This window comes from Ensifer canadensis, from assembly GCF_017488845.2.
GTDB classification, from domain to species: domain Bacteria; phylum Pseudomonadota; class Alphaproteobacteria; order Rhizobiales; family Rhizobiaceae; genus Ensifer; species Ensifer canadensis.
Genome location: NZ_CP083371.1, coordinates 1,577,118 through 1,596,437 on the forward strand (window position 1 = coordinate 1,577,118; position 19,320 = coordinate 1,596,437).

The 19,320-nt window shown below is 62.2% G+C and carries 14 protein-coding genes; 9 read left to right on the forward strand and 5 right to left on the reverse strand.

All coding sequences use genetic code 11. The features are described 5' to 3' along the window. The first annotated feature begins 471 nt into the window (after positions 1-471). The 7 genes from J3R84_RS27040 (at position 472) to J3R84_RS27070 (ending at position 10,341) form a co-directional block, all read left to right on the forward strand. Positions 472-1,821 (forward strand): ABC transporter substrate-binding protein, encoded by a 1,350-nt coding sequence (locus tag J3R84_RS27040; protein ID WP_128090502.1) that lies wholly within the window; start codon positions 472-474, stop codon positions 1,819-1,821. After that, entirely contained in the window at positions 1,821-3,725 is a 1,905-nt protein-coding gene (locus J3R84_RS27045) for an ATP-binding protein (RefSeq protein WP_225906408.1), read from the forward strand. The genes J3R84_RS27040 and J3R84_RS27045 overlap by 1 nt, the downstream gene beginning before the upstream one ends. Further along, complete coding sequence (locus tag J3R84_RS27050; protein ID WP_025428383.1) at positions 3,722-5,062, forward strand: sigma-54-dependent transcriptional regulator; 1,341 nt, start codon at positions 3,722-3,724, stop codon at positions 5,060-5,062. Before J3R84_RS27045 ends, J3R84_RS27050 begins: the two co-directional genes overlap by 4 nt. Before the next feature lie 162 nt (positions 5,063-5,224). Next, positions 5,225-6,544 carry an ABC transporter substrate-binding protein gene (locus tag J3R84_RS27055; protein WP_057224052.1) on the forward strand — a complete coding sequence of 440 codons (1,320 nt, stop codon included), beginning with the start codon at positions 5,225-5,227 and terminating at the stop codon, positions 6,542-6,544. Positions 6,545-6,761: 217 nt separating this feature from the next. After that, complete coding sequence (locus J3R84_RS27060; protein ID WP_107027630.1) at positions 6,762-8,471, forward strand: ABC transporter permease; 1,710 nt, start codon at positions 6,762-6,764, stop codon at positions 8,469-8,471. Positions 8,472-8,489: 18 nt separating this feature from the next. Beyond that, positions 8,490-9,590, forward strand: coding sequence for an ABC transporter ATP-binding protein (locus J3R84_RS27065; RefSeq protein WP_203528808.1), 1,101 nt, complete (start codon positions 8,490-8,492; stop codon positions 9,588-9,590). A gap of 91 nt (positions 9,591-9,681) precedes the next feature. Next, complete coding sequence (locus tag J3R84_RS27070; protein ID WP_025428379.1) at positions 9,682-10,341, forward strand: histidine phosphatase family protein; 660 nt, start codon at positions 9,682-9,684, stop codon at positions 10,339-10,341. A gap of 95 nt (positions 10,342-10,436) precedes the next feature. On the opposite strand, the gene J3R84_RS27075 is transcribed toward J3R84_RS27070, so the two are convergent. The 3 genes from J3R84_RS27075 to J3R84_RS27085 form a co-directional block, all read right to left on the reverse strand. Continuing rightward, positions 10,437-12,221, reverse strand: a complete 1,785-nt coding sequence (locus J3R84_RS27075) for a diguanylate cyclase (RefSeq protein WP_025428378.1) — start codon at positions 12,219-12,221, stop codon at positions 10,437-10,439. Between the two features lie 146 nt (positions 12,222-12,367). Continuing rightward, positions 12,368-14,578 (reverse strand): TonB-dependent siderophore receptor, encoded by a 2,211-nt coding sequence (locus tag J3R84_RS27080; protein ID WP_057213075.1) that lies wholly within the window; start codon positions 14,576-14,578, stop codon positions 12,368-12,370. Positions 14,579-14,757: 179 nt separating this feature from the next. Further along, positions 14,758-15,642 (reverse strand): helix-turn-helix domain-containing protein, encoded by an 885-nt coding sequence (locus J3R84_RS27085; protein WP_057224044.1) that lies wholly within the window; start codon positions 15,640-15,642, stop codon positions 14,758-14,760. A gap of 250 nt (positions 15,643-15,892) precedes the next feature. On the opposite strand from J3R84_RS27085, the gene J3R84_RS27090 reads away from it, so the two are divergent. Continuing rightward, positions 15,893-16,099, forward strand: coding sequence for a hypothetical protein (locus tag J3R84_RS27090; RefSeq protein ID WP_057207551.1), 207 nt, complete (start codon positions 15,893-15,895; stop codon positions 16,097-16,099). A gap of 53 nt (positions 16,100-16,152) precedes the next feature. Here J3R84_RS27090 and bla read toward each other — a convergent pair whose 3' ends face one another. Continuing rightward, positions 16,153-17,013, reverse strand: coding sequence for a subclass B3 metallo-beta-lactamase (bla, locus tag J3R84_RS27095; RefSeq protein WP_225906407.1), 861 nt, complete (start codon positions 17,011-17,013; stop codon positions 16,153-16,155). A gap of 329 nt (positions 17,014-17,342) precedes the next feature. On the opposite strand from bla, the gene J3R84_RS27100 reads away from it, so the two are divergent. Next, positions 17,343-18,185: a polysaccharide deacetylase family protein gene (locus J3R84_RS27100; RefSeq protein ID WP_203528806.1), complete on the forward strand. Its 843-nt coding sequence runs from the start codon at positions 17,343-17,345 to the stop codon at positions 18,183-18,185. 208 nt (positions 18,186-18,393) lie between these two features. On the opposite strand, the gene J3R84_RS27105 is transcribed toward J3R84_RS27100, so the two are convergent. Then, positions 18,394-19,311 (reverse strand): LysR family transcriptional regulator, encoded by a 918-nt coding sequence (locus J3R84_RS27105; protein ID WP_057224036.1) that lies wholly within the window; start codon positions 19,309-19,311, stop codon positions 18,394-18,396. Positions 19,312-19,320: the final 9 nt, after the last annotated feature.

A 19,320-nucleotide genomic window follows, 5' to 3' on the forward strand; every position in this document is an offset into this window, starting at 1 on the left:
ATTCAGGTCAATGAAACATGCCGAGAAAGGGAAACTGTTTTCCGATCGGCATCAATGGATTGGTAGCTTCCGCATCGAGGGAAGACCAAAGTCAGCGAGAAAGGTCCTGACTTGCAACTGCTAAAGAGCCCGAAGCCCCCCAGCGTCTCGTTCAGAACTGTACGCCGCCCCGTAGGGAGAAAGAATAAGCTGGCATCTGAAACCTCCCTGATCTGTTGCCGGAAATCGACTTATAGGCGAATCGCCCGCAACCGCCAAGCGAGGAAATCTAGCCATGCCGCCAAAGTGCAACCGGTGCGGCTTGCTTGCAACAGTGTACAAGACGCCCCGGGGTTTACGGCGACACGGTCTTCGTAGCAGAGTAAACCGTCGGCCGATGGCGGGATCAACCCGCCGGGATGGCGATAATGAGGGAGGGACCGCGGCAGCTTTTTTTTAAGAAGAAGCAGGCGCTGGTCGTGGTGGCATGCAGTGTTGAAGTTCCGTTTCGTCATTCTTGCGGCATTGCAACTGCTGGCTTTTGCCGGCCTCAGCATGCCCGTGATCGCTGCGCAGGCAGCCGAAAAACGGGACCTGGTGGTTGTCACCTCCTACCCGCCATCCTTTTTTGAGCCGTTTCGCCGGGCGTTCGAGAAGGCCAATCCCGATATCCGCACGTCGATCGTTCAGCGCAACACGGCAAGCGCGACGCGCTTCGTCATGGAGAAAGCCGATGTGCCGGCCGACATATTCTGGGCCTCGGCGACCGATGCTTTCGAACTCTTGAAGCGCAGCGGCGAACTGCGCCCGATTGCGCCGCGCCACACGGGCGCGGCTGAAAAAGTCTTCGGTTACCCGGTCAACGATCCCGAGGGTTACTATCTCGGCTTTGCGCTCTCCGGTTACGGCTTCGTCTACAATCAGTCCTACCTCGCCCAGAACAAGCTGCCGGTGCCGCGGGACTGGCAGGACCTGCTGAACCCCATCTATTCCGGCCAGATCGGCATCACCACGCCGTCACGGTCGGGCACGACGCATCTGATCGTCGAGGCCTTGCTGCAGACCTATGGATGGGAAAAGGGCTGGGCGATGCTGTCCCAGCTCGGCGGCAATCTATCGACGGTTACCGCGCGCAGTTTCGGCGTTGCGTCCGGTGTCGCCCAAAGGCGCTTCAGCATCGGCATCACCATCGATTTCCTCGCCAATGCGCCAGAATTCGCCGACGCCGGCAATGTGTTCATCCTGCCGCCCGATACCGTGTTCGTGCCGGCCAGCATCGCGATCCTCTCCCGGGCGCGCAATGTTTCCGCCGCCGAGCGCTTCATCGATTTCGTTCTGTCTGAAGACGGCCAGAAGGTGCTGTTGCTGCCCGCCGTCGCCCGCATTCCTCTCAACCCGGCGCTCAACAAGGGACTACTGCCCCAAGAGAGTGATGACGGCCTGTTGAAATACGGCGGTTTCGACGCGGCGTTGTCTGCTCGAAGGTACGGTCTCGTCAACCTGATCTTCGACGACTATATCGTGCGCCGCCGGGCGACGCTTGCCCGGCTCTGGAAAAGGGTGACGGATCTGGAAGCGATCGAAATCGAGGACGCGCAGCAGCGCAGCACGCTTGCGAGAGCCCGGCGTCTGCTGGGCACGCCGCCGCTTTCGGCCAGCGATGTGGAAAACACCGACGAAGCCCTGAAGGCCGAGTGGCCGCGCAGCATTGCCCGCTCGCCGGCGCATACCGCACTGACGCAGCGGCTGCGCGCCACCATCGAGCGGAACCTGGCGACGGCCGAAATGCTGCTCTCCTCCGTCGGGCGACCGGCGACAGATCTGCAGCCATGGCGGCAGTGATGGGCCAATCGTTAGACCCTGCTGCCGGGATGCGCCGCTGGCGCTTCGGCATCGGCGCGCGCCTGGTCCTTGCCTTCGTCGCGATCGTCGGCCTCGCCGTCGGCGCCTGCCTTGTCGGCTGGCTCTCCTACGAGCGTCTGTCCGGTGAACTGTCGCGGATCGCGGAAGACCAGATGCCGCAACTCGCCTTCGCCTCGAGACTGTCGAAGGCGGGTGCCGACATCGGTTCGGTGACGACGGTTCTCGCAGGCGCTGAGACACGTGCCGAGTACAACGAGATCCGCAGCAGCTACGCGGCGCGCCTGACCACACTGCGCTCGCTGCTTGGGGAAAGCGGCACAAAGTCGGATGCGACCGATCTGCTGCCGCTGGCGGAAGCGATCGGCGAAAACCTCGACAAGATCGACCTTGCCGCCGGCAAGCGCTTTACACTTCGCGAAGCGATGCGCTCCGATACCGACGAACTGCGGTGGGTCCAGGCCGATCTCCTCGAGGAGGCCGATCCGCTCGTCGACGACATTCGCTTCAACATCGAAGCCGAAACGCGCAACGGAAACGGGGCGGCCGCACTTGCTGAGCAGCAAAAGAGCGAGGCGCTGCTGACGGCCGTGTCGCAAGCGAACCTGGCAACCGGGCTGATCGGCCGGCTCGTCAACGCCACCACGCAAGAGGAAATTCAGGAAACCAATGCCTTCCTCGGTGACAGCGCCGACGAACTCGCCAGCCGCATCGCCAGCCTCGATAACTGGCCTGATAGCATCACCGTTCGCCAACTGGCACGCCGCATTCTCGACCAGTCCGACGTTCTGACGGGCATTCCCAACCGCAAGCGCTCGGAAATGATCGAGGCGGCAAAGCTCTCCGAACTTGCCGGCGAAAACGGCCGCCTCGTCGAGGACCTGGGGCGCCGGATCGAAACGGAAGTCGTGACGATCGAGGCCAGCGCCGCCGCCGCCGCCCAACGGGCCGCTGCGGCTATCGAAACGGGGCGCAGCCTGCTCGTCGCCATCGCCATTCTTTCGGTGCTGCTCGCGTCTGCGATCGGCTTCTTCTACGTCTACCGCAATCTGCTCGCACGCATCCGGCTTCTTTCGGCAGCCGCCGGCGCGATCAGCAGCGGGCGTCCGGCAACCGCGATCCCCGCACCCGAGGCCGACGAGCTCGGCGATCTCGCCCATGCGCTGGTACTTTTCCGCCAGACGCGCGACGAGTTGATCCAGTCGGCAAAGCTCGCGGCTCTCGGGCAGATGGCGGCCGGCATCGGCCACGAGCTCAACCAGCCGCTGGCAGCCCTTCGGGCGCATATCCATAGCGCCACCACTCTGATCGGGCGAGACAAGGGCGATCAAGCATTGCTCAATCTCGACAAGATGAAGGGACTGACGGGGCGCATGGCCGACCAGATCAGCCATATCCGTCGCTTTGCCCGCCGGCCCGACGCGCAGCTGCGGCCCGTCGATCTCACCGCGGCGGTCCGCGACGCGCTCAGCCTGCTCGAACATCGGTTCGAGGAAGAGGCTGTCGAAATACAACTGCGCCTGCCGGAAGGCGCCGCAGTCCTTGTCATGGCCGAACCGGTGCGGCTCGAACAGGTGGCGGTCAATCTCATCGGCAACGCCTTGGATGCCGTTAAAGACAGGCCCGTTCGCCAGGTAAACGCAATGATCGAAAGGGTCGGTACCGATGCCCGCCTTGTCGTCGGCGATAGCGGAACCGGTATTGCTGCTGCCGATGTCGGCGCGGTTTTCGATCCCTTCTTCACCACCAAGCCGGTCGGTTCCGGCCTCGGACTTGGCCTCTCCATTTCCTACAACATCGTCAAGGATTTCGGTGGCGAGATATCGATCCTTGAAACCAGTGCGGACGGCACGCAATTCCTCGTATCCTTGAAAGGCCCGGAATGACGTTGGACCCGGATATCATCCTGATCGACGACGATGCCAGCGTGCTTGAAGCCTGCTGTCAGGTGCTCGAACTGGAAGACCTCAGCGTATCGCCGCACGGCTCGGTGACATCGGCGCTCGCCGGCCTTCGCGCCGACAGCCGCGCCGTTATCGTTTCCGACGTGCGCATGCCGGATCACGATGGCTTCGATCTGGTCGCCGCCGTGCGCAAGATCGACCAGGAGATCCCGATCATCCTGATGTCCGGGCACGGCGATATCCCGATGGCGCTTCGCGCCATGCGCGACGGCGCCTGGGATTTTCTGGAGAAGCCCGCCGATCCGATGCATCTCATCGAAACCGTACGCCGCGCCCGCGACCATCGCCGCCTGCTTCTCGAAAACCGGCGGCTGCGGCTGTCGGTGGACGACGACGGTTGGGAAACGCGCCTGATCGGACATTCCGGACCGATGGTTGCGCTGCGGGAGAAACTCAAGCGCATCGCGGCCGCGACAACCGACGCGCTCATCATCGGCGATACCGGCACAGGCAAGGAAGTGACGGCGCGCGCGCTGCACGATTTCAGCGGGCGCAAGGGGCGTTTCGTCGCCGTCAATTGCGGCGCCATTCCCGAAACCATGCTGGAATCCGAACTCTTCGGCCATGAGGCCGGGGCCTTTACCGGTGCGCGCGAGAAGCGCATCGGCAAGATCGAGTATGCCGACGGTGGTACGCTGTTTCTCGACGAGATCGAATCGATGCCGCTTGCCGCCCAGGTGCGGCTGCTGCGCGTACTGCAGGAGCGCGTCATCGAACGGCTCGGCTCCAACGTCGAGCTGCCGGTTGACATGCGCGTCGTGGCGGCGACCAAGGCGGATCTGCATGCGGCGGCCAAAAAGGGCGATTTCCGTGAAGACCTTGCCTACCGCCTCGACATCGCCCGTGTGGAGCTGCCGTCACTGGCGCAACGCAAGGGCGACGTCGGCCTCTTGTTCCAGCATTTCCTCGGCCTCGCCGCCAAACGACAGGGCCGCACCCCGCCGCGGGTGAGCGCCGAACTTCTGGCCGAACTCAATGGCAGGTCATGGCCGGGCAACGTTCGCGAACTGCGCAACGTCGCGGAGCGCTTCGTGCTCGGGCTTGAAGACCGCTCCGATATCGACCGGGCAGCGGCAGGCGGCGAGACGTTGGAGGTGCAGATGGACCGCCTCGAGCGCGCCATCCTTCTCGACAGCCTCGCCAGGCACGACGGCCGCGTCGGCGCGACGGCCGATGCGCTCGGCATCTCCCGCAAGACGCTCTACCTCAAGATGCGCAAATTCGATATTGCCGCCCAGGGCGATGGCGAAGCCGGCTGATGTTACCGGTTTGACCCCGTCCTTTTGCGAGGTTGTTACCTTTTTTACCCATCAGCCGACAAAGAACTGCTGATTTCCGGCGGTTTTCAATCTGGCACGGTGCTTGCTCTCAATAGATCGGACACCAAACAAGCGGTGTCCCTATTGGGAGGAGATACCTATATGTTGAAGACCATTGCTGCGGCGATGCTGATGTCGGCTGCCTTCGTCGTGACGGTTTACGCCCAGGACGGCGGGAAAGTCACGATCGTCACGTCGTTTTCCAAGGATGTGACCGATCCGTTCAAGGCGGGCTTCGAAGCGGCCAACCCCGGCTTCACCCTCGACGTCCAGAACAAGAGCACGAGCTCGGGCGTCAAATACATCGATGAAACCAAGGTGAACAACCAGGTCGACCTGTTCTGGGCATCGGCCCCGGACGCATTCGACAGCCTCAAGAGCCGCGAGCTGCTCGCCAAGTTCACGCCTTCGGTCACCGGCCTTCCTGAAAAGGTCGGCTCCTACCCCGTCAACGACAAGGACGGCTATTACTTCGGCTTTGCCGCCTCCGGTTACGGCATTATGTCGAACGATCGCTATCTCGAAGCCAACGATCTGCCGAAGCCGGTCGAGTGGAGCGACCTGACCAAGCCCGAATACCACGATCACATCGCGATTGCTGCGCCCTCGCGTTCGGGCACGACCCACCTGACGATCGAGACGATCCTGCAGGGCGAAGGCTGGGACAAGGGCTGGGCGACGCTGAAGGGTATCGGCGGCAACCTGCAGCAGGTCACCGAGCGTTCGTTCGGCGTTCCTGACGCGGTCAACTCCGGCCAGACCGGCATCGGCATCGTCATCGACTTCTTCGCCTTCTCGGCACAGGCAAGCGGCTTCCCTGTCAGCTTCGCCTACCCGTCGGTCACGACGGTCGTTCCGGCCAATATCGGCATCGTTGCCAATGCGCCGAACCAGGCCGGTGCTGAAGCCTTCGTCAACTACCTGCTTTCGGAAAAGGGCCAGGCCGTTCTGCTCGAACCGGCGATCCGTCGTCTGCCGATCAACCCGGCCCTCTACGAAAAGGCACCGGAAGGCTTCCCGAATCCCTACAAGGATCCGCGCTTCCAGTCGATGATCACGTTCGATTCCGACGTTTCGAAGAAGCGCACCGACGTCGTCGACACGCTCTACGATCAGCTGATCTCGTTCCAGCTCGACAACATCAAGGGCGCCACCAAGGCGATCCACGAAGCCGAAAAGGCAGTTGCCGCCAACGAACAGGCTCCCGCACGCGCTTTGCTGACGGAAGCCCACGCGCTGATCGCGGCCATGCCGATCACTGCCGACGAAGCTGCCAGCCAGCAGATCCGCGACGCCTTCACCGGCGGCGAGGAAAAGACCGCCCGCCAGGCGGAACTCGAGCAGAAATGGGCCGCCTTTGCGACCGAGAAGTACGCCGCCGCCAAGGCCAAGGCCGAGGAAGCGCTGGCTCTCGTCGACTGACGCCGGCTTAAAAAGCCGCCTGCCCCGGCGGGCGGCCATCCCCGAAAACCATGCCTTCGCCAAGCCTGACGCGCCTGCCGGTCGGCTCTCAGTGATCCGAACCGATCATGAAGCAACCGCGCAGCAGCCGACAGCGTTGCTGCGACCCCAGCGATCCAGAGGCGCAGGGGCGCCGCAAGCGCGTCAGGCTTGTCGACCAAAATCCGGAGTCTGCCTCATGGCGCTCGTTCAATCCATTCCCATAAGACGCGTTTCGGCCAAGCCCGGACAGATCTTTGCGATCTCGCTGATCGCGCTTTTCCTCGCCATCTTCCTGGTCATCCCGGCCGGTACGGTGATCTACACCGCCTTCACCGAAAAGGGCACCGGCGCGTTGACGATCGTCAACTTTGTCGACTTCTTCAACACCGATCTGTTCCGGCGGTCGTTCTTCAACTCCGTCTACGTCTCCGGCATGTCGGTGGTCTGGGCAAGCGCCATCGCGCTGCCGCTCGCGGTTTTGACCACGCGCTTCGACTTCCGCGGCTCGCTGATCATCCAGACGCTCGGCTTCGTGCCGCTGATCATGCCGCCATTCGTCGGTGCGGTCGCCATGCAGCTGCTGTTCGGCCGCAACGGCACCGTCAACCTCATCCTGAATGACTGGTTCGGCATCCGCATTCCCTTCATGGAAGGCCTGAACGGCGTCATCTTCGTGCAGTCGCTGCACTATTTCCCCTTCATCCTCATCAATCTGTCGACCAGCCTGCGCAACATCGACCGCTCGATGGAAGAAGCAGCCCAGAACCTCGGCTCGTCCGGCTTCCGGCTGTTCCGCCGCGTCGTCTTCCCGCTGGCAATGCCCGGCTATCTCGCCGGCGCTTCGCTGGTCTTCGTCAAGGTCTTCGACGACCTGGCAACGCCGCTGCTTCTCAACGTCAAGGACATGCTGGCGCCCCAGGCTTACCTCCGCGTCACTTCGGTCGGCCTCACCGATCCGATGGGCTATGTCATCTCGGTCATCCTCATCACCGTCTCGATCTTCGCCATGTGGCTGTCAGCGATCGCTATGCGCGGCAAGGACTATTCGACGACGCAGCGCGGCGGCGGTGGTCTTTCCCGTCGCAAGCTGAGCCGCGGTGAGAGCGTCATAGCCTATGGCGTCGTCGGCCTGATCCTGCTGCTCGTGCTGTCGCCGCATATCGGCTTGCTTCTGCTGTCGCTTGCAACCGTGTGGTCGTTCAGCCCGTTGCCGGACGCCTATACGGTCGCGCACTACGGCCGCGTCTTCGGCGAAAGCTCGCTCTACATCAAGAACACGCTGATCTACGCCAGCCTCGCCGGCCTGATCGACGTGGTCATCGGTGGCGCCATCGCCTATCTCGTGCTGCGAACCAAGGTCGTCGGCCGTCGCTGGCTCGACTGGGCGGCAACCGCCGCACTCGCCATCCCCGGCGTCGTGCTCGGCATCGGCTACCTCCGCACCTTCTACGGCATCACGCTGCCGGATGGTACGCCGCTTGCGACGCTCTGGGTCATGGTGGTGCTGGCACTCGCCATCCGTCGTCTGCCCTACGCGCTCAGAGCCTGCTACGCCGCATTGCAGCAGGTGTCGGAATCGCTGGAGGAGGCCGCCGAAAACCTCGGCGCCACCAAGCAGCGAACGATCCGGCGCATTGTCCTGCCTTTGATGACGGGTGGTCTGCTCGCCGGCTTCGTCACCAGCTTTTCGACGGCCGCCGTCGAACTGTCGGCAACCCTGATGCTGATCCAGAGCAACTCGGACGCACCGATCGCCTACGGGCTCTACGTCTTCATGCAATCGCCGGCGGGTCGTGGCCCGGGTGCAGCCCTCGGCGTCATCGCCGTCATCATGGTCGCACTCTGCACCCTGCTCTCGCACTACGTCATCGAGCGGCGCCAGAAGGCGCTCGGCATGACGAAATAGAAACTCGGGAGGAACACTATGACTGTCAACATCAACAGCGCAGCGCTCGCGGTTAGCCCCGCCAAGGCGATCAGCATCAGCGACGTCAATCTCTACTACGGCGCGCTCCACGTGCTGAAGGATATCAACCTGGAGATCCAACCGGGCGAGTTCTTCGCCTTTCTCGGCCCGTCCGGCTGCGGCAAGACCACGCTTCTCAGGCTGATCGCCGGCTTCAACAATGCCCGGCAGGGCAAGGTCGTCATCGGCGGCCAGGACGTGCTCGACATGCCGCCGTGGAAGCGGGACATCGGCATGGTCTTCCAGTCCTACGCGCTCTGGCCGCATATGACGGTGGCCGCCAATGTTGCCTTCGGCCTGGAAGAGCGTCGCCTGCCGCGCGCGGAGGTCGAACGCCGGGTCCAGGCGGCACTCGAACTCGTCGGGCTGAAACATCTCGCCGATCGCCGCCCGTCGCAGCTCTCCGGCGGACAGCAGCAGCGCGTCGCACTTGCCCGCACCATCGCAATCGAACCGAAGGTGCTTCTGCTCGACGAGCCGCTCTCCAACCTCGACGCCAAGATGCGCGTCGAAGTCCGGCGGGAGCTGCGCGACCTGCAGCAGCGGCTGAAGTTGACGACGATCTTCGTCACCCACGATCAGGAGGAGGCCAACACCGTCTGCGACCGTATCGCCGTCTTCAATGAAGGGCGCATCCAGCAGGTGGGAACGCCGATGGGCCTCTATGAGAAGCCCGCCAACCTGTTCGTCGCCAACTTCCTCGGCACCGCCAACATCCTTGACGGCACCGTCTCGGGTTCCGGCACGCAGCGCACGTTCGAGGTTGCAGGCGCCGGCACGATCCCGATCCCGGCAGGGGCGTCGGTACCGGCGGGCGCCAAGCTCGTCTTCCGGCCGCAATATGCGACGCTCGCCACGCTGGAGCCGGGTGCCGTCGCCTTGACCGGCACGATCGCGCATCGCGAATTCCTGGGCGCCACCGTCCGCTACGGCGTGCAGGTCGGAACGGCCACGGTGCTGATCGACGCACCGTTCCATTCCGGCGGCTCTCTGCTAGAGACCGGAGCCACGACGACACTCGGCCTCAAGCCGTCCTCGGCGCTTTGGCTTGCCGAGTAAGCAACCAGGCACCCGCCGGCCGTCGGTCGGCGGGTGTCCTTCTTTCTTTTTTTCATGTCGGTGCGCCGCGCCGTCGAACTTCGAGCATGTCATGACCTCCCATTTGCCAAACATCATCCTCATCCGCCACGGCGAAACCCAATGGAATGTCGCCGGTCGGCTGCAAGGCCGAAAGGACACGCCGTTGACGGCAAACGGTGTCCGGCAGGCGCTCGCCGTCGGGCTGCGGCTGGCGGAAAGAATTGCCGGCGAGACGAAACTCAAATTCTGGGTTAGCCCGCTTGGGCGCGCGCGCCAGACGGCGTCGATCCTTGCCGACACATGGTCTGTTCCCTTCGAGCAATTCACCCATGACGAGGCACTGGTGGAAAGGGCCTACGGCTCCTGGGAAGGGCGCGCGCACGATGAGATCGAGAGGGATCTCGCGCACGAATATGAGGCGCATAGCGCCGAACCGTGGGATTACGCCATGCCCGGCGGCGAAAGCCGCACCACGCTCGACGGCCGCCTGCTCGCCTGGCTCGCCACCCTCGACCACGAGAATACACACGTGGTGGTGACCCATAGCGGCTGCGTGCGCGCCCTGCGCGGCATCTATACCAAGGCGTCCCGCGAAGAGATCCTCGCCTACCGCGAACCGCAAACGGCCTCGTTCCTGCTTTCGACCGGCCATGAAACCATGATCGGCATTCCGCTCAGCATTCTGCGCGCACTCGGCTGCGAAGGCGAGGGCCGAACCGTCTGGATCTGAACGGCGACGGTCCGACGTTGGCTCGAGCGGGCCCGGCTGCGCGCGCTATCATGCCGCAGCCGTCCAAACCGGAAACGCGCTATTCCAGAAGAGTGCTAGATGACGACCAGCCCTGACGAGCAAACCGTCATGTTCCGCCCCCGCGCCTTGGCGTCGAGCAAGGCGGCATCGGCCCGCGTCAGAAGCGTCGCGACCGTGCCTTCGCGTGGCGACGAGGCAATACCGATCGACACGGACACGGAGCCGAGGATGCGTCCGCGGTGAGAAAGCGGCGTCGTGCCGATCTTGTCGCGCAGGCGCTCGGCGAATTCAAAGCCCGCCGCCTCGCTCATTTCGGGCAGCAGCATCGTGAACTCCTCGCCACCGAAACGATAGGTCGCGCCCAGCTCGCCGGCCGCGTCGAGCATGATCTGGGCAACATACTGCATCACCACATCGCCGGCGTCGTGGCCGAACTCGTCGTTGAAGCGTTTGAAGTGATCAATGTCGATCATGAGGCAAACGAGCGGCCGGCCGGCCCGCTCCCGCAATTGCTTGTTCAGCGCTTCGTCGAGGCAGCGCCGGTTGAGCAGCCCCGTCAATGCGTCGCGGACCGCCAGGTTGGTCAGTTTTTCGCGCAGCTGTAGGTTGGCCACAGCCAGGCCGATATTTTCCGCGATCAGCTCGAGATAAAGCCGCGACGTCTCGACGGCCGGCTGCTCGGGCGAGCGTTCCTCGAAATAGAGCAGACCGATCGTATCGCCCTGAGCGGTCAGCGGCACGCACAGTCCAGCGACATCGCTCTCGTCCAGATGCTGGCAGGCAATATCGCCCTGCCCGCCATTGCTGACATGCGGCCGGCCGCGGCGAAGCCCCCAGCAGGCACTGGAAGGGAAAGTATCGGCCGAATGTTGCGGGTCGAGCCAGGTGCCGACACGCGTCAGCGACGTGCGGTTATCGTTCAGCACATAGAGATGACCGGCAAGGTTGGGGAAGATCTGCGGTGCGAACCGGGCTACGACCTCGGCCAGTTCTTCCTGGATCTGGCACGCCTGCAGCCGATGCATCATTTGCAGGATGAGGTCCTTGGTCTGCTGATCCAGTCGGCGCTCTGCATCGAGCCGGTCCCGCTCCAGCCCGTTGGTGCGAAAGATATGGATCGCCTCGTTCATCTCGCCGATCTCGTCGCGGCGGCGGTCGAGCGGAACTTCCACGTCGTAATCCTGCTTGGCAAGCCGCGTCACGATGCCCGTCATGCGCACCAGCGGCATGGCCACGCGCCGCTTGAGCACGAAATAAAGGACACCGAGGAAGAGCGCCGCAGTCATGGCGAGCATCGTCTTGGCGGCGATGGCGAACCAGTCGCTTCGCTCCTTTGCCTGCTCCAGTGCCGCGCCGGTTCTGGCCTTGGTCAGTTCGCGGAAGCGGACCACCGTTTCAAGCAACGCCGTCTGCAGACGGTCGTGCTCCGGACCGAAGAGCATTTGTTGCGCTTTTGCCTGGTCGCCCTCCTGGTAGGCGGCGATCGCCGAAACCTCGATCTTGTCGAGGGCCTCTACCTCGCGCTCGACCTCCTGAAGTGCCGCCAACTCGGCCGGTGACGCCCCAACCTCCCGCACGTTCTTGATCGCCGCCTCGTGAGCGCGCTCTTCCTCTTCCCTGCCATGGAAGCGTTCGAGATGGCGCAGGTCGCCGCGCATCACGTACAGACGGGCAGCATCGCTCCGTTCCTCAGCGCCGAGCGCAAGATCTTCGCCAAGCGTGTCGAGCACAAGATGCTGCTCGGCCGCCTGCCGCTCCTCGATCGCGCTGTTCGTCGACAGGATGAACGCTACACCGGAAAGTCCGGTCAAAAGGACCGTGACCCCGTAGGCCCAGTTTGTAATCGCATTGATTCTCATGGGATGATCTATAGCCGATGGCGACGGAATAGCCGACATTGGAAAGCGCAGCGAGCGACGCATTTGCCAGAATGTAAACGACGTCGGGACCGGCTGCCGCCGGTCCCGACGTCGTTTACATACAAACTAAAGCGGTGATGCCGTCGTTACCATTTCTTGCTGAGCTTCAGGGTCAGCGTGCGGCTTTCGCCGTAGCCGCACACCGAAAGCCCCTGGCACCCCTTCACATATTCCTTGTCGAAGAGATTGGAGACGTTGAGCGATGCCGCCCAATCGTCCTTCTCGTAGCGAATTGCCGCATCGACCAATGCGGCCGAGGGCACTTTGCGCGTGTTCTCCGCATCCGCCCAGGATTCCCCCTGGTATCTGACGCCGGCGCCAAGGCTGACCCCCTCGAGCGCTCCTGAAGGCACGGTATAGTCGAGCCACAGCGACGCCTGAGCGTTGGGAACAAGGTACGGCGTCTTTCCCACCAACGCCGTGTTCGCGTCTTCGGTCACCTCGAGATCCATGAAATCAAGACCGGCGATCAGCTTCCAATCTTCGTTGATATTGGCCTTGCCCTCAAACTCGATGCCGCGGGAACGCACCTCACCCGTCTGGGTGGAAATGCTCGTCAACGGGTCGGTCACGAGAGCATTGCGCTTGGTCAACTGATAGAGTGATGCCGTCAACACGCCGTCGAATAACGTCGGCTCGTATTTGACCCCGACTTCGAACTGTTCACCTTCCTGCGGCTTGGTATTGCCTGTTGCTGTCACCGCGACGATCGGGTTGAAGAAGGTCGCGACGCTGACATATGGGGTCAGGCCATTGTCGAACTCATAGGCAAGGCCAGCGCGGCCGCTGAAAGCGCCTTCGTTGTAGCTGAAGGCGTTATTTTGCGTCGGAGCCCAGAAGGTCGGGCCGTTTTTGGTGTTGGTGTCCACGTAATCGTAGCGACCATTGAGCGTGACGAGCCAGCCCTGACCGAACCTGATCTGATCCTGCGCATAAACGCCCAGCTGCTGCTGCGTAACCACCTGATTGATATAGGTGGCGTTTGCGGGCTGCGGCGCACCATAGATCGGATCCGTTGCGCTGATGGGTGTAGCGGCCGACGAAGCCTGCACATGGTCCAGCCGGTAGTACTTGTAGTCCAGGCCAACGAGCAGCGTATGATCCAGTGCCCCGGTTTCGAATTCTCCTTCGACACGGTTGTCGACGGCGAAGGTATCGACCTTCGATGTCGCCTCAAACCCCAGACGATAAAGGAGATTGTCGGGGGTGGCCGGCACTGTCGACGACGGGAAGGGCAGGCTCGGATCGTAGTAACCGAAGGTATATGGGCCGTTCTCATGCTTGTAGAGATGGCCGTACCGCAGGTTCTGGCTAAACTGCCAACCGCCTTCAAACTCGTGCGTGAATTCATAGCCGATCATCTGCTGGACATAGGTGCCCGTATCCAGATCCGGCTCACCATAAAATGCATCGCGGTCGATCTTACCGAAGGGTGCATCGACGACCGTGCCGACATAAGGCAGGAAGCCGTTGCCGACGTGCACCTGGTCGAGGCCCTGTAGAACACCGTAGACCGTCAGGCTTGTCGCATCATCAGGCGCGTAGGTGATCTGCGGCAGGACGAAGCCGCGCAGATCGTTGGAGAAATCGGTGTAGGTATCGCCGCCCGACATCTTGCCGGTGACGCGATACCGGATGGTGCCATCGTCCGTCAGCTTGTCGTTGACATCGAAGCCGGTGAAGGCATTGCCAAAGTTGTTGATGCCGATCTCGGTATAATAGAGCGGTTCATCGAATGGCCGCTTGCTGATCAGGCTGACGATACCGCCTGCGTTGGCGCCGCCGTAGAGCGCCGAGGCGGGCCCCTTCAGCACTTCGACCCGCTCGAGCATGAAGGGGTCGATTTGAAAACCGCCGAAACCAAAGCTGAAAAGCGTCAGACCATCGAGGAACACGCCGGTCTGCGTCGCGTCGAAACCGCGGATGTAGTACCAATCCGTATCCGCATCGGTGCCGAAAGGCTCCGTCGTCACACCCGGCGTGTAGCGCAGGGCCTCATCGACCTTGTTGACCACGCCGCGGTCGTCGAGCTCATCGCGACCGATGACGGAGACGGATTGGGGAATTTCGCTGATCGGCGTGGCCGACTTCGAGCCCGTCGTCGTCGCCTTGGCGACGTAACCGTCAACGGGGCCGGTGGCCTCGTCGCGTAAGCCCTGTGCCTGCACCTCGATCTTTTCGAGTTTCGTGGCGATACCGTCCTGGGCGACCGCCGCCGTCGACACGAGCAAGGCGATACCGGCAACGCCACTCGCAAGGAATTTTCTCAAACGCACACTTTCACCATCACGCTGCATCGTATCGTCGCCCTTTGATGCCGGACCCGCCATCCCCACGACGTGCGGCCCGACTTTCTGACTGCTGATAAGATGACCGTTTATCTCAACTATTAGGACGGGGCTTGTTTCGAACCCTGAAAGTTGAACGCTCTTGGGCAAATGTGTGCGGGCAACTGTTCAAGGCTGAAGGCATTTGCTCAGGCGAGACGGCTTCTTTTCCAAAGAGCCGGCGTCGTTCCGACTGCCTTGCGGAAGACGCGGGTGAAATGTGCCTGATCCGAAAAACCGGTTTCGGCAGCGATCGCGGTCAGCGACGCTTCATTCTTTAAAAGCAGATGCTTGGCCCGCTCGATGCGCGCGTTAGTCTGCCACTGGTGCGGCGCCACGCCCGTCGATGCCTTGAAGGCGTGGCTGAAATGGGACTGCGAAAGCCCGGCGAGACCAGCCAGTTCCTCGAGCCGGATGTTGCGAAGGCTGTTTTCCTCGATGTATTCCACCGCCCGACGCAACTGCCATGACGCGAGCTGGCTGCGCTTGCGTGCGCTGCTGCGATTGAGCTTCATCAGGTCGATGAACAGCGCCAGCGTCAGCCCGTCGCCGTAGAGATCGTGTAGTGGCTGCGGATTGAGGCATTCGGCAGCGATCAGTCGGGCGAGTTGGAGAAACCGCTCGTCGTGGAACATCAGCCGTGGCACGGCGCATTGGCCGGCGTCGAGATCCTCCATCAGCCGTCGGCTAAGGATGTCGATGTTGAAGTGCAGATCGAGATGGCGGATGTATTTGACATCAACCACATCCGCCCAGATCTCCATGCCGGCGGGGATGTAGGAGATCGCCTGTTGCCGATAGTTCTGGACGGCGCCGTTTGCCTGCGAGGAAAGCTTGACGTTGCAGCTGCTCCCACCCCGCGCATCGAGAACGATGAACATCCGCGGATCATCCGAGACGTAGTAGCCGCCGGCATGGGGGTCGCATTCCACATCCCACACGTCGGCAATGATCCCGTTCCATTCCCGGCGATGCAACTCGCCCTGGATCTTGAAACCGGCAATCTTGTTCTGCATCCGCGGCTGAAACGTCATTATCGCGTTGCCCGTCTTCGGGAAGGTCTGTCTTGGCTACTTTATTCCTTCCTCCAATACTCATCTTTAAGCCGCAACGGAAGTCCCCGGCGATTGCTTTTGGAGAGAACAGCACCAAGCGGATCTGAGGGTGAAAGACTGCGGCGTGGCATGATTTTTTTCGAGATTCCACACCAAAGGATCACACGGACAATCCCCAGCAGGGCCGATAGGGCTATAAGGCTGCACTCAAACAGATCAGGAGCTTACGATGGACACCGTCGAAATCGCAGACCGCAGCGAATTTGCCCTCTGGGCAATCCAGCGCGCACAGGAAATCGTCGTGACTGAAGGCGCGTCTTTCGCCATGGCGGCACGCGACATGGACGATACGGCGCTGACCGCTGCTGCAGCAGCACTCGGTAAGGCCATCAGCGACGCCATGATCGAAGTGTTCGACGGTCTCATGGCCGAGTAAGAGACCGATTCGTTCGCAATGTGCAAAGGGCCACGGCAAGCGCGGCCCTTCTCTCATTTTTTCGCCTTCTGCCGTGCAAGCTCTTTCTTGAAGGCGGCACGGGACTTTTCGACGATTTGGCCCAGCAAGGCCGGATCGACGAAGGCATCTTCCTCGCCCGCATCCCGCCGCGCGGCGCGGCCGATAATGTCGGCGATATCGGGATGAGCGGGCAGGACCACATCCGCCGTCATGCCTCCCAGCCGGTCGAAGCTGGTCTCGAAGTCGGCAACGATCCCGGGATAGCGCTTGTTGCCGAAGAGCTTGTTGCCGGCGACGGTGACGCTGCAGGGAAAGACCACCTTGAGCGCACGCCCGGCCTCGCTCACCGACGTTGACCAGGTGGTGCAGCCCGGCGTGTGGCCGGGCGTCAGCGTCGCCTTCATGCTGACGTCTCCGAGCGTCACGACTTCGCCGTCGTCAAGCACATGATCGACCTTCACCGCCGGAAAGGTTCCACGCTTATAGGTGGTCTCACCATCATGCAGGCCGTTTTCCAGTGCCCAGCGATCCGCCGCGATCGCATAGAGCTTGGCGCCGCTGTCACGCTTGATTTGTGCAACGCCAGCGACATGATCGTAATGCGCATGGCTCGTGACGATGATCTTGATGTCGGAGCGTTTGAAACCGAGTGCTGCGATATTGTCCTCGACAAGGGATGCGGTGCCCTTCAACGTGCCGTCGAGCAGAATGGCCTGCTTGCCTGAGGTGATGAGGTAGGCCGCCAGCCCCTTGGTCCCGACGTAATAGATGTTGCCGACGACGCGGAATGGCTTTGTCGGCTGCGACCATTCGGCGTTATCAGCCATTGCCGCACTCGCCAGGCATACCGTGGCGACCACCGTCGCCAGCGCGCGTCGCATCATCTTTCTCATACAAGCCTCCGCATCTCGAATTTGGTTTCCATGAACCTCGGACGCGTCCTGCCTAAGGAGCCGTGGCGGGGTCGGCAAACGACGATAATTTGCGGCAGCCATTAGAATAATTTGCATTTCGATGAACCTGGACAGTCGGGGCCAGCAGCCACAGGCACTTGGCCCGAAAATCCCGACCACGCAATGCTCATGCAACCCTTGCGTACGAGGGTCGATCTCATTTCGATTAGCAGAAGAGGGACGATGATGATGGAAACCAGGCTTCATGGCGCCTGCGGCACGCAGTGTTAGGGCTAGGCGTTCGAAGGGCCCGCGCGATCGGGCGCCTCATGCTGCTTGCCTTCACGCCTTGGCTCGCGCTTGTTTTCTTCCTGGTCGACGCCCATGCCGAAACCAGCGGCACCGCCCGGGAGAAATCCGTCGCCATCACATTCGATGATCTTCCCCACGCCAATGCCGGCACCGACGGAACAGATCAACCTTCGCCTCAAAGCATCCAGGATGCGAATGCCCGCATTCTTGCCGCCCTCAGGGATCACAAGGCGCCGGCTATCGGCTTTGTCGTGGAAAGCAAGGTTCGCGCGATCGGTCCGTTTGCGAAAGATATCCTGAAGGATTGGACCGGCCCGCGGCTGACGCTCGGCAACCATACCTTCTCGCACGCGGACACCAACACGCTCGACATCGCCGGCATCGAGCGCGAGATCGTCGATGGCGAGAAGACGACGAGGCGAACGCTAAAGGCGGCGGGCAAGCAGCTGCGTTTCCTACGGTTTCCCTACAATCACACCGGCGACACAACGGAAAAGCAGAAGGCGATCGCGGCGCTTGCGGCGAAGCTTGACTACACGATCGCCGCCTCGACCATCGATACCTCCGATTACGTCTTCGACCGCGCCTATGAGCGCGCGCTTGCCGAAAACGACACGGAAGCCGCCCACCGCATCAGGACGGCCTATCTGATGCACACCCAACAGCAGATCGCCTATTACGCCGGTCTCAACGAGCAGGTCCTTGGCTACGAGCCGCCGGCAATCATGCTCTTGCATGTCAACCGGCTGAATGCCGACGCGATGAAGGGGATCCTGTCGCTGTTCGAAGAGAGCGGCTACAGTTTCACAACGCTCGAAAAGGCGCAGGCCGACGCCGCCTATCGGCGACCGCTGTCCTAGGCGACGAAATTCGGTCCGATGTGGGGTTACCGCTGGGCGAAGGACAGGAACGTGCGCGTTGACGGCAGCCTGGAACGAGAGCCGCCGGAATGGATCGTCAGCTACGGCGAATAGCTCGGCACACCGGTCGCAGGTTGACCTTCAGTATCGAGTTGCTCCCAGCAGATCCCCTTTCGCTGACGGCACTCCCCCGCCAACGCATTGCAGCCTATGCCGAGTTGCTCGCCTCCGGCTCATGCAATCGGGCGGCGCTATCCTCCTTCGCCGCCATCAGCCAATCGTGGAAGGCGGACATCGCCAGTGTCGGCGCGCGCGACCGCAGCCGCGTCAGCCAGTAGCTCCCCATCGAGGTATAGACGTCGAAGGGCTGCCGCACTGTGCCGTTCGACAGCAGTCGGGAAAACATCAAAGGCGGCGCAAGCGCAACACCGATGCCCTGGGCGGCTGCCTCCATCATGGCGAGCGACGAATCGAAGACGACGCCCTTGAGCAGCGGCGCCGGATAGGTGATGCCGGCAGCGGCAAACCAGTTCACCCATTCGTCCGCCCGATAGGACCTGAGCAGCGTCTGGCCCAGAAGATCGGCGGGACGGCGCAGCGTATCGGCAATCTCAGGAACGCACAGCACTGAAAGCGGCGCCTCGAACAGCCGCGTCGCCTCGATGTTGTGCCAGGAACCGCTGCCGAAACGAATGGCGTAGTCGAGCCCCTCGGCGGCCATGTCGACACGATTGTTGTTCGTCGACAACCGGACATCGATGAAGGGATATTTTTCCTGAAAATCCGCAAGGCGTGGCAGCAGCCAGCCGACGGCAAAGGTGCCGACGGCGCCGATCATCAGCACCTCCCGCAGATGGCCGCCCTCGAACCGTTCGAGCATATCGGCCATGCGATCGAAGGAATCCTGGAGTACCGGCAGCAACGCCTCGCCCTCGGCGGTGATCATCAGACCGCGCGGCAGCCGCTTGAACAGCGTCACGTTGAGACGGCTTTCCAGTAGCTTCACCTGGTGGCTGACCGCCGCCTGCGTCACGCACAGTTCGATCGCCGCGCGGGTAAAACTCAGATGTCGCGCGGAGGCCTCAAAGGCCCGCAGCGCATTGAGTGGGAGATATGGCCTGACCATGGATGCCCT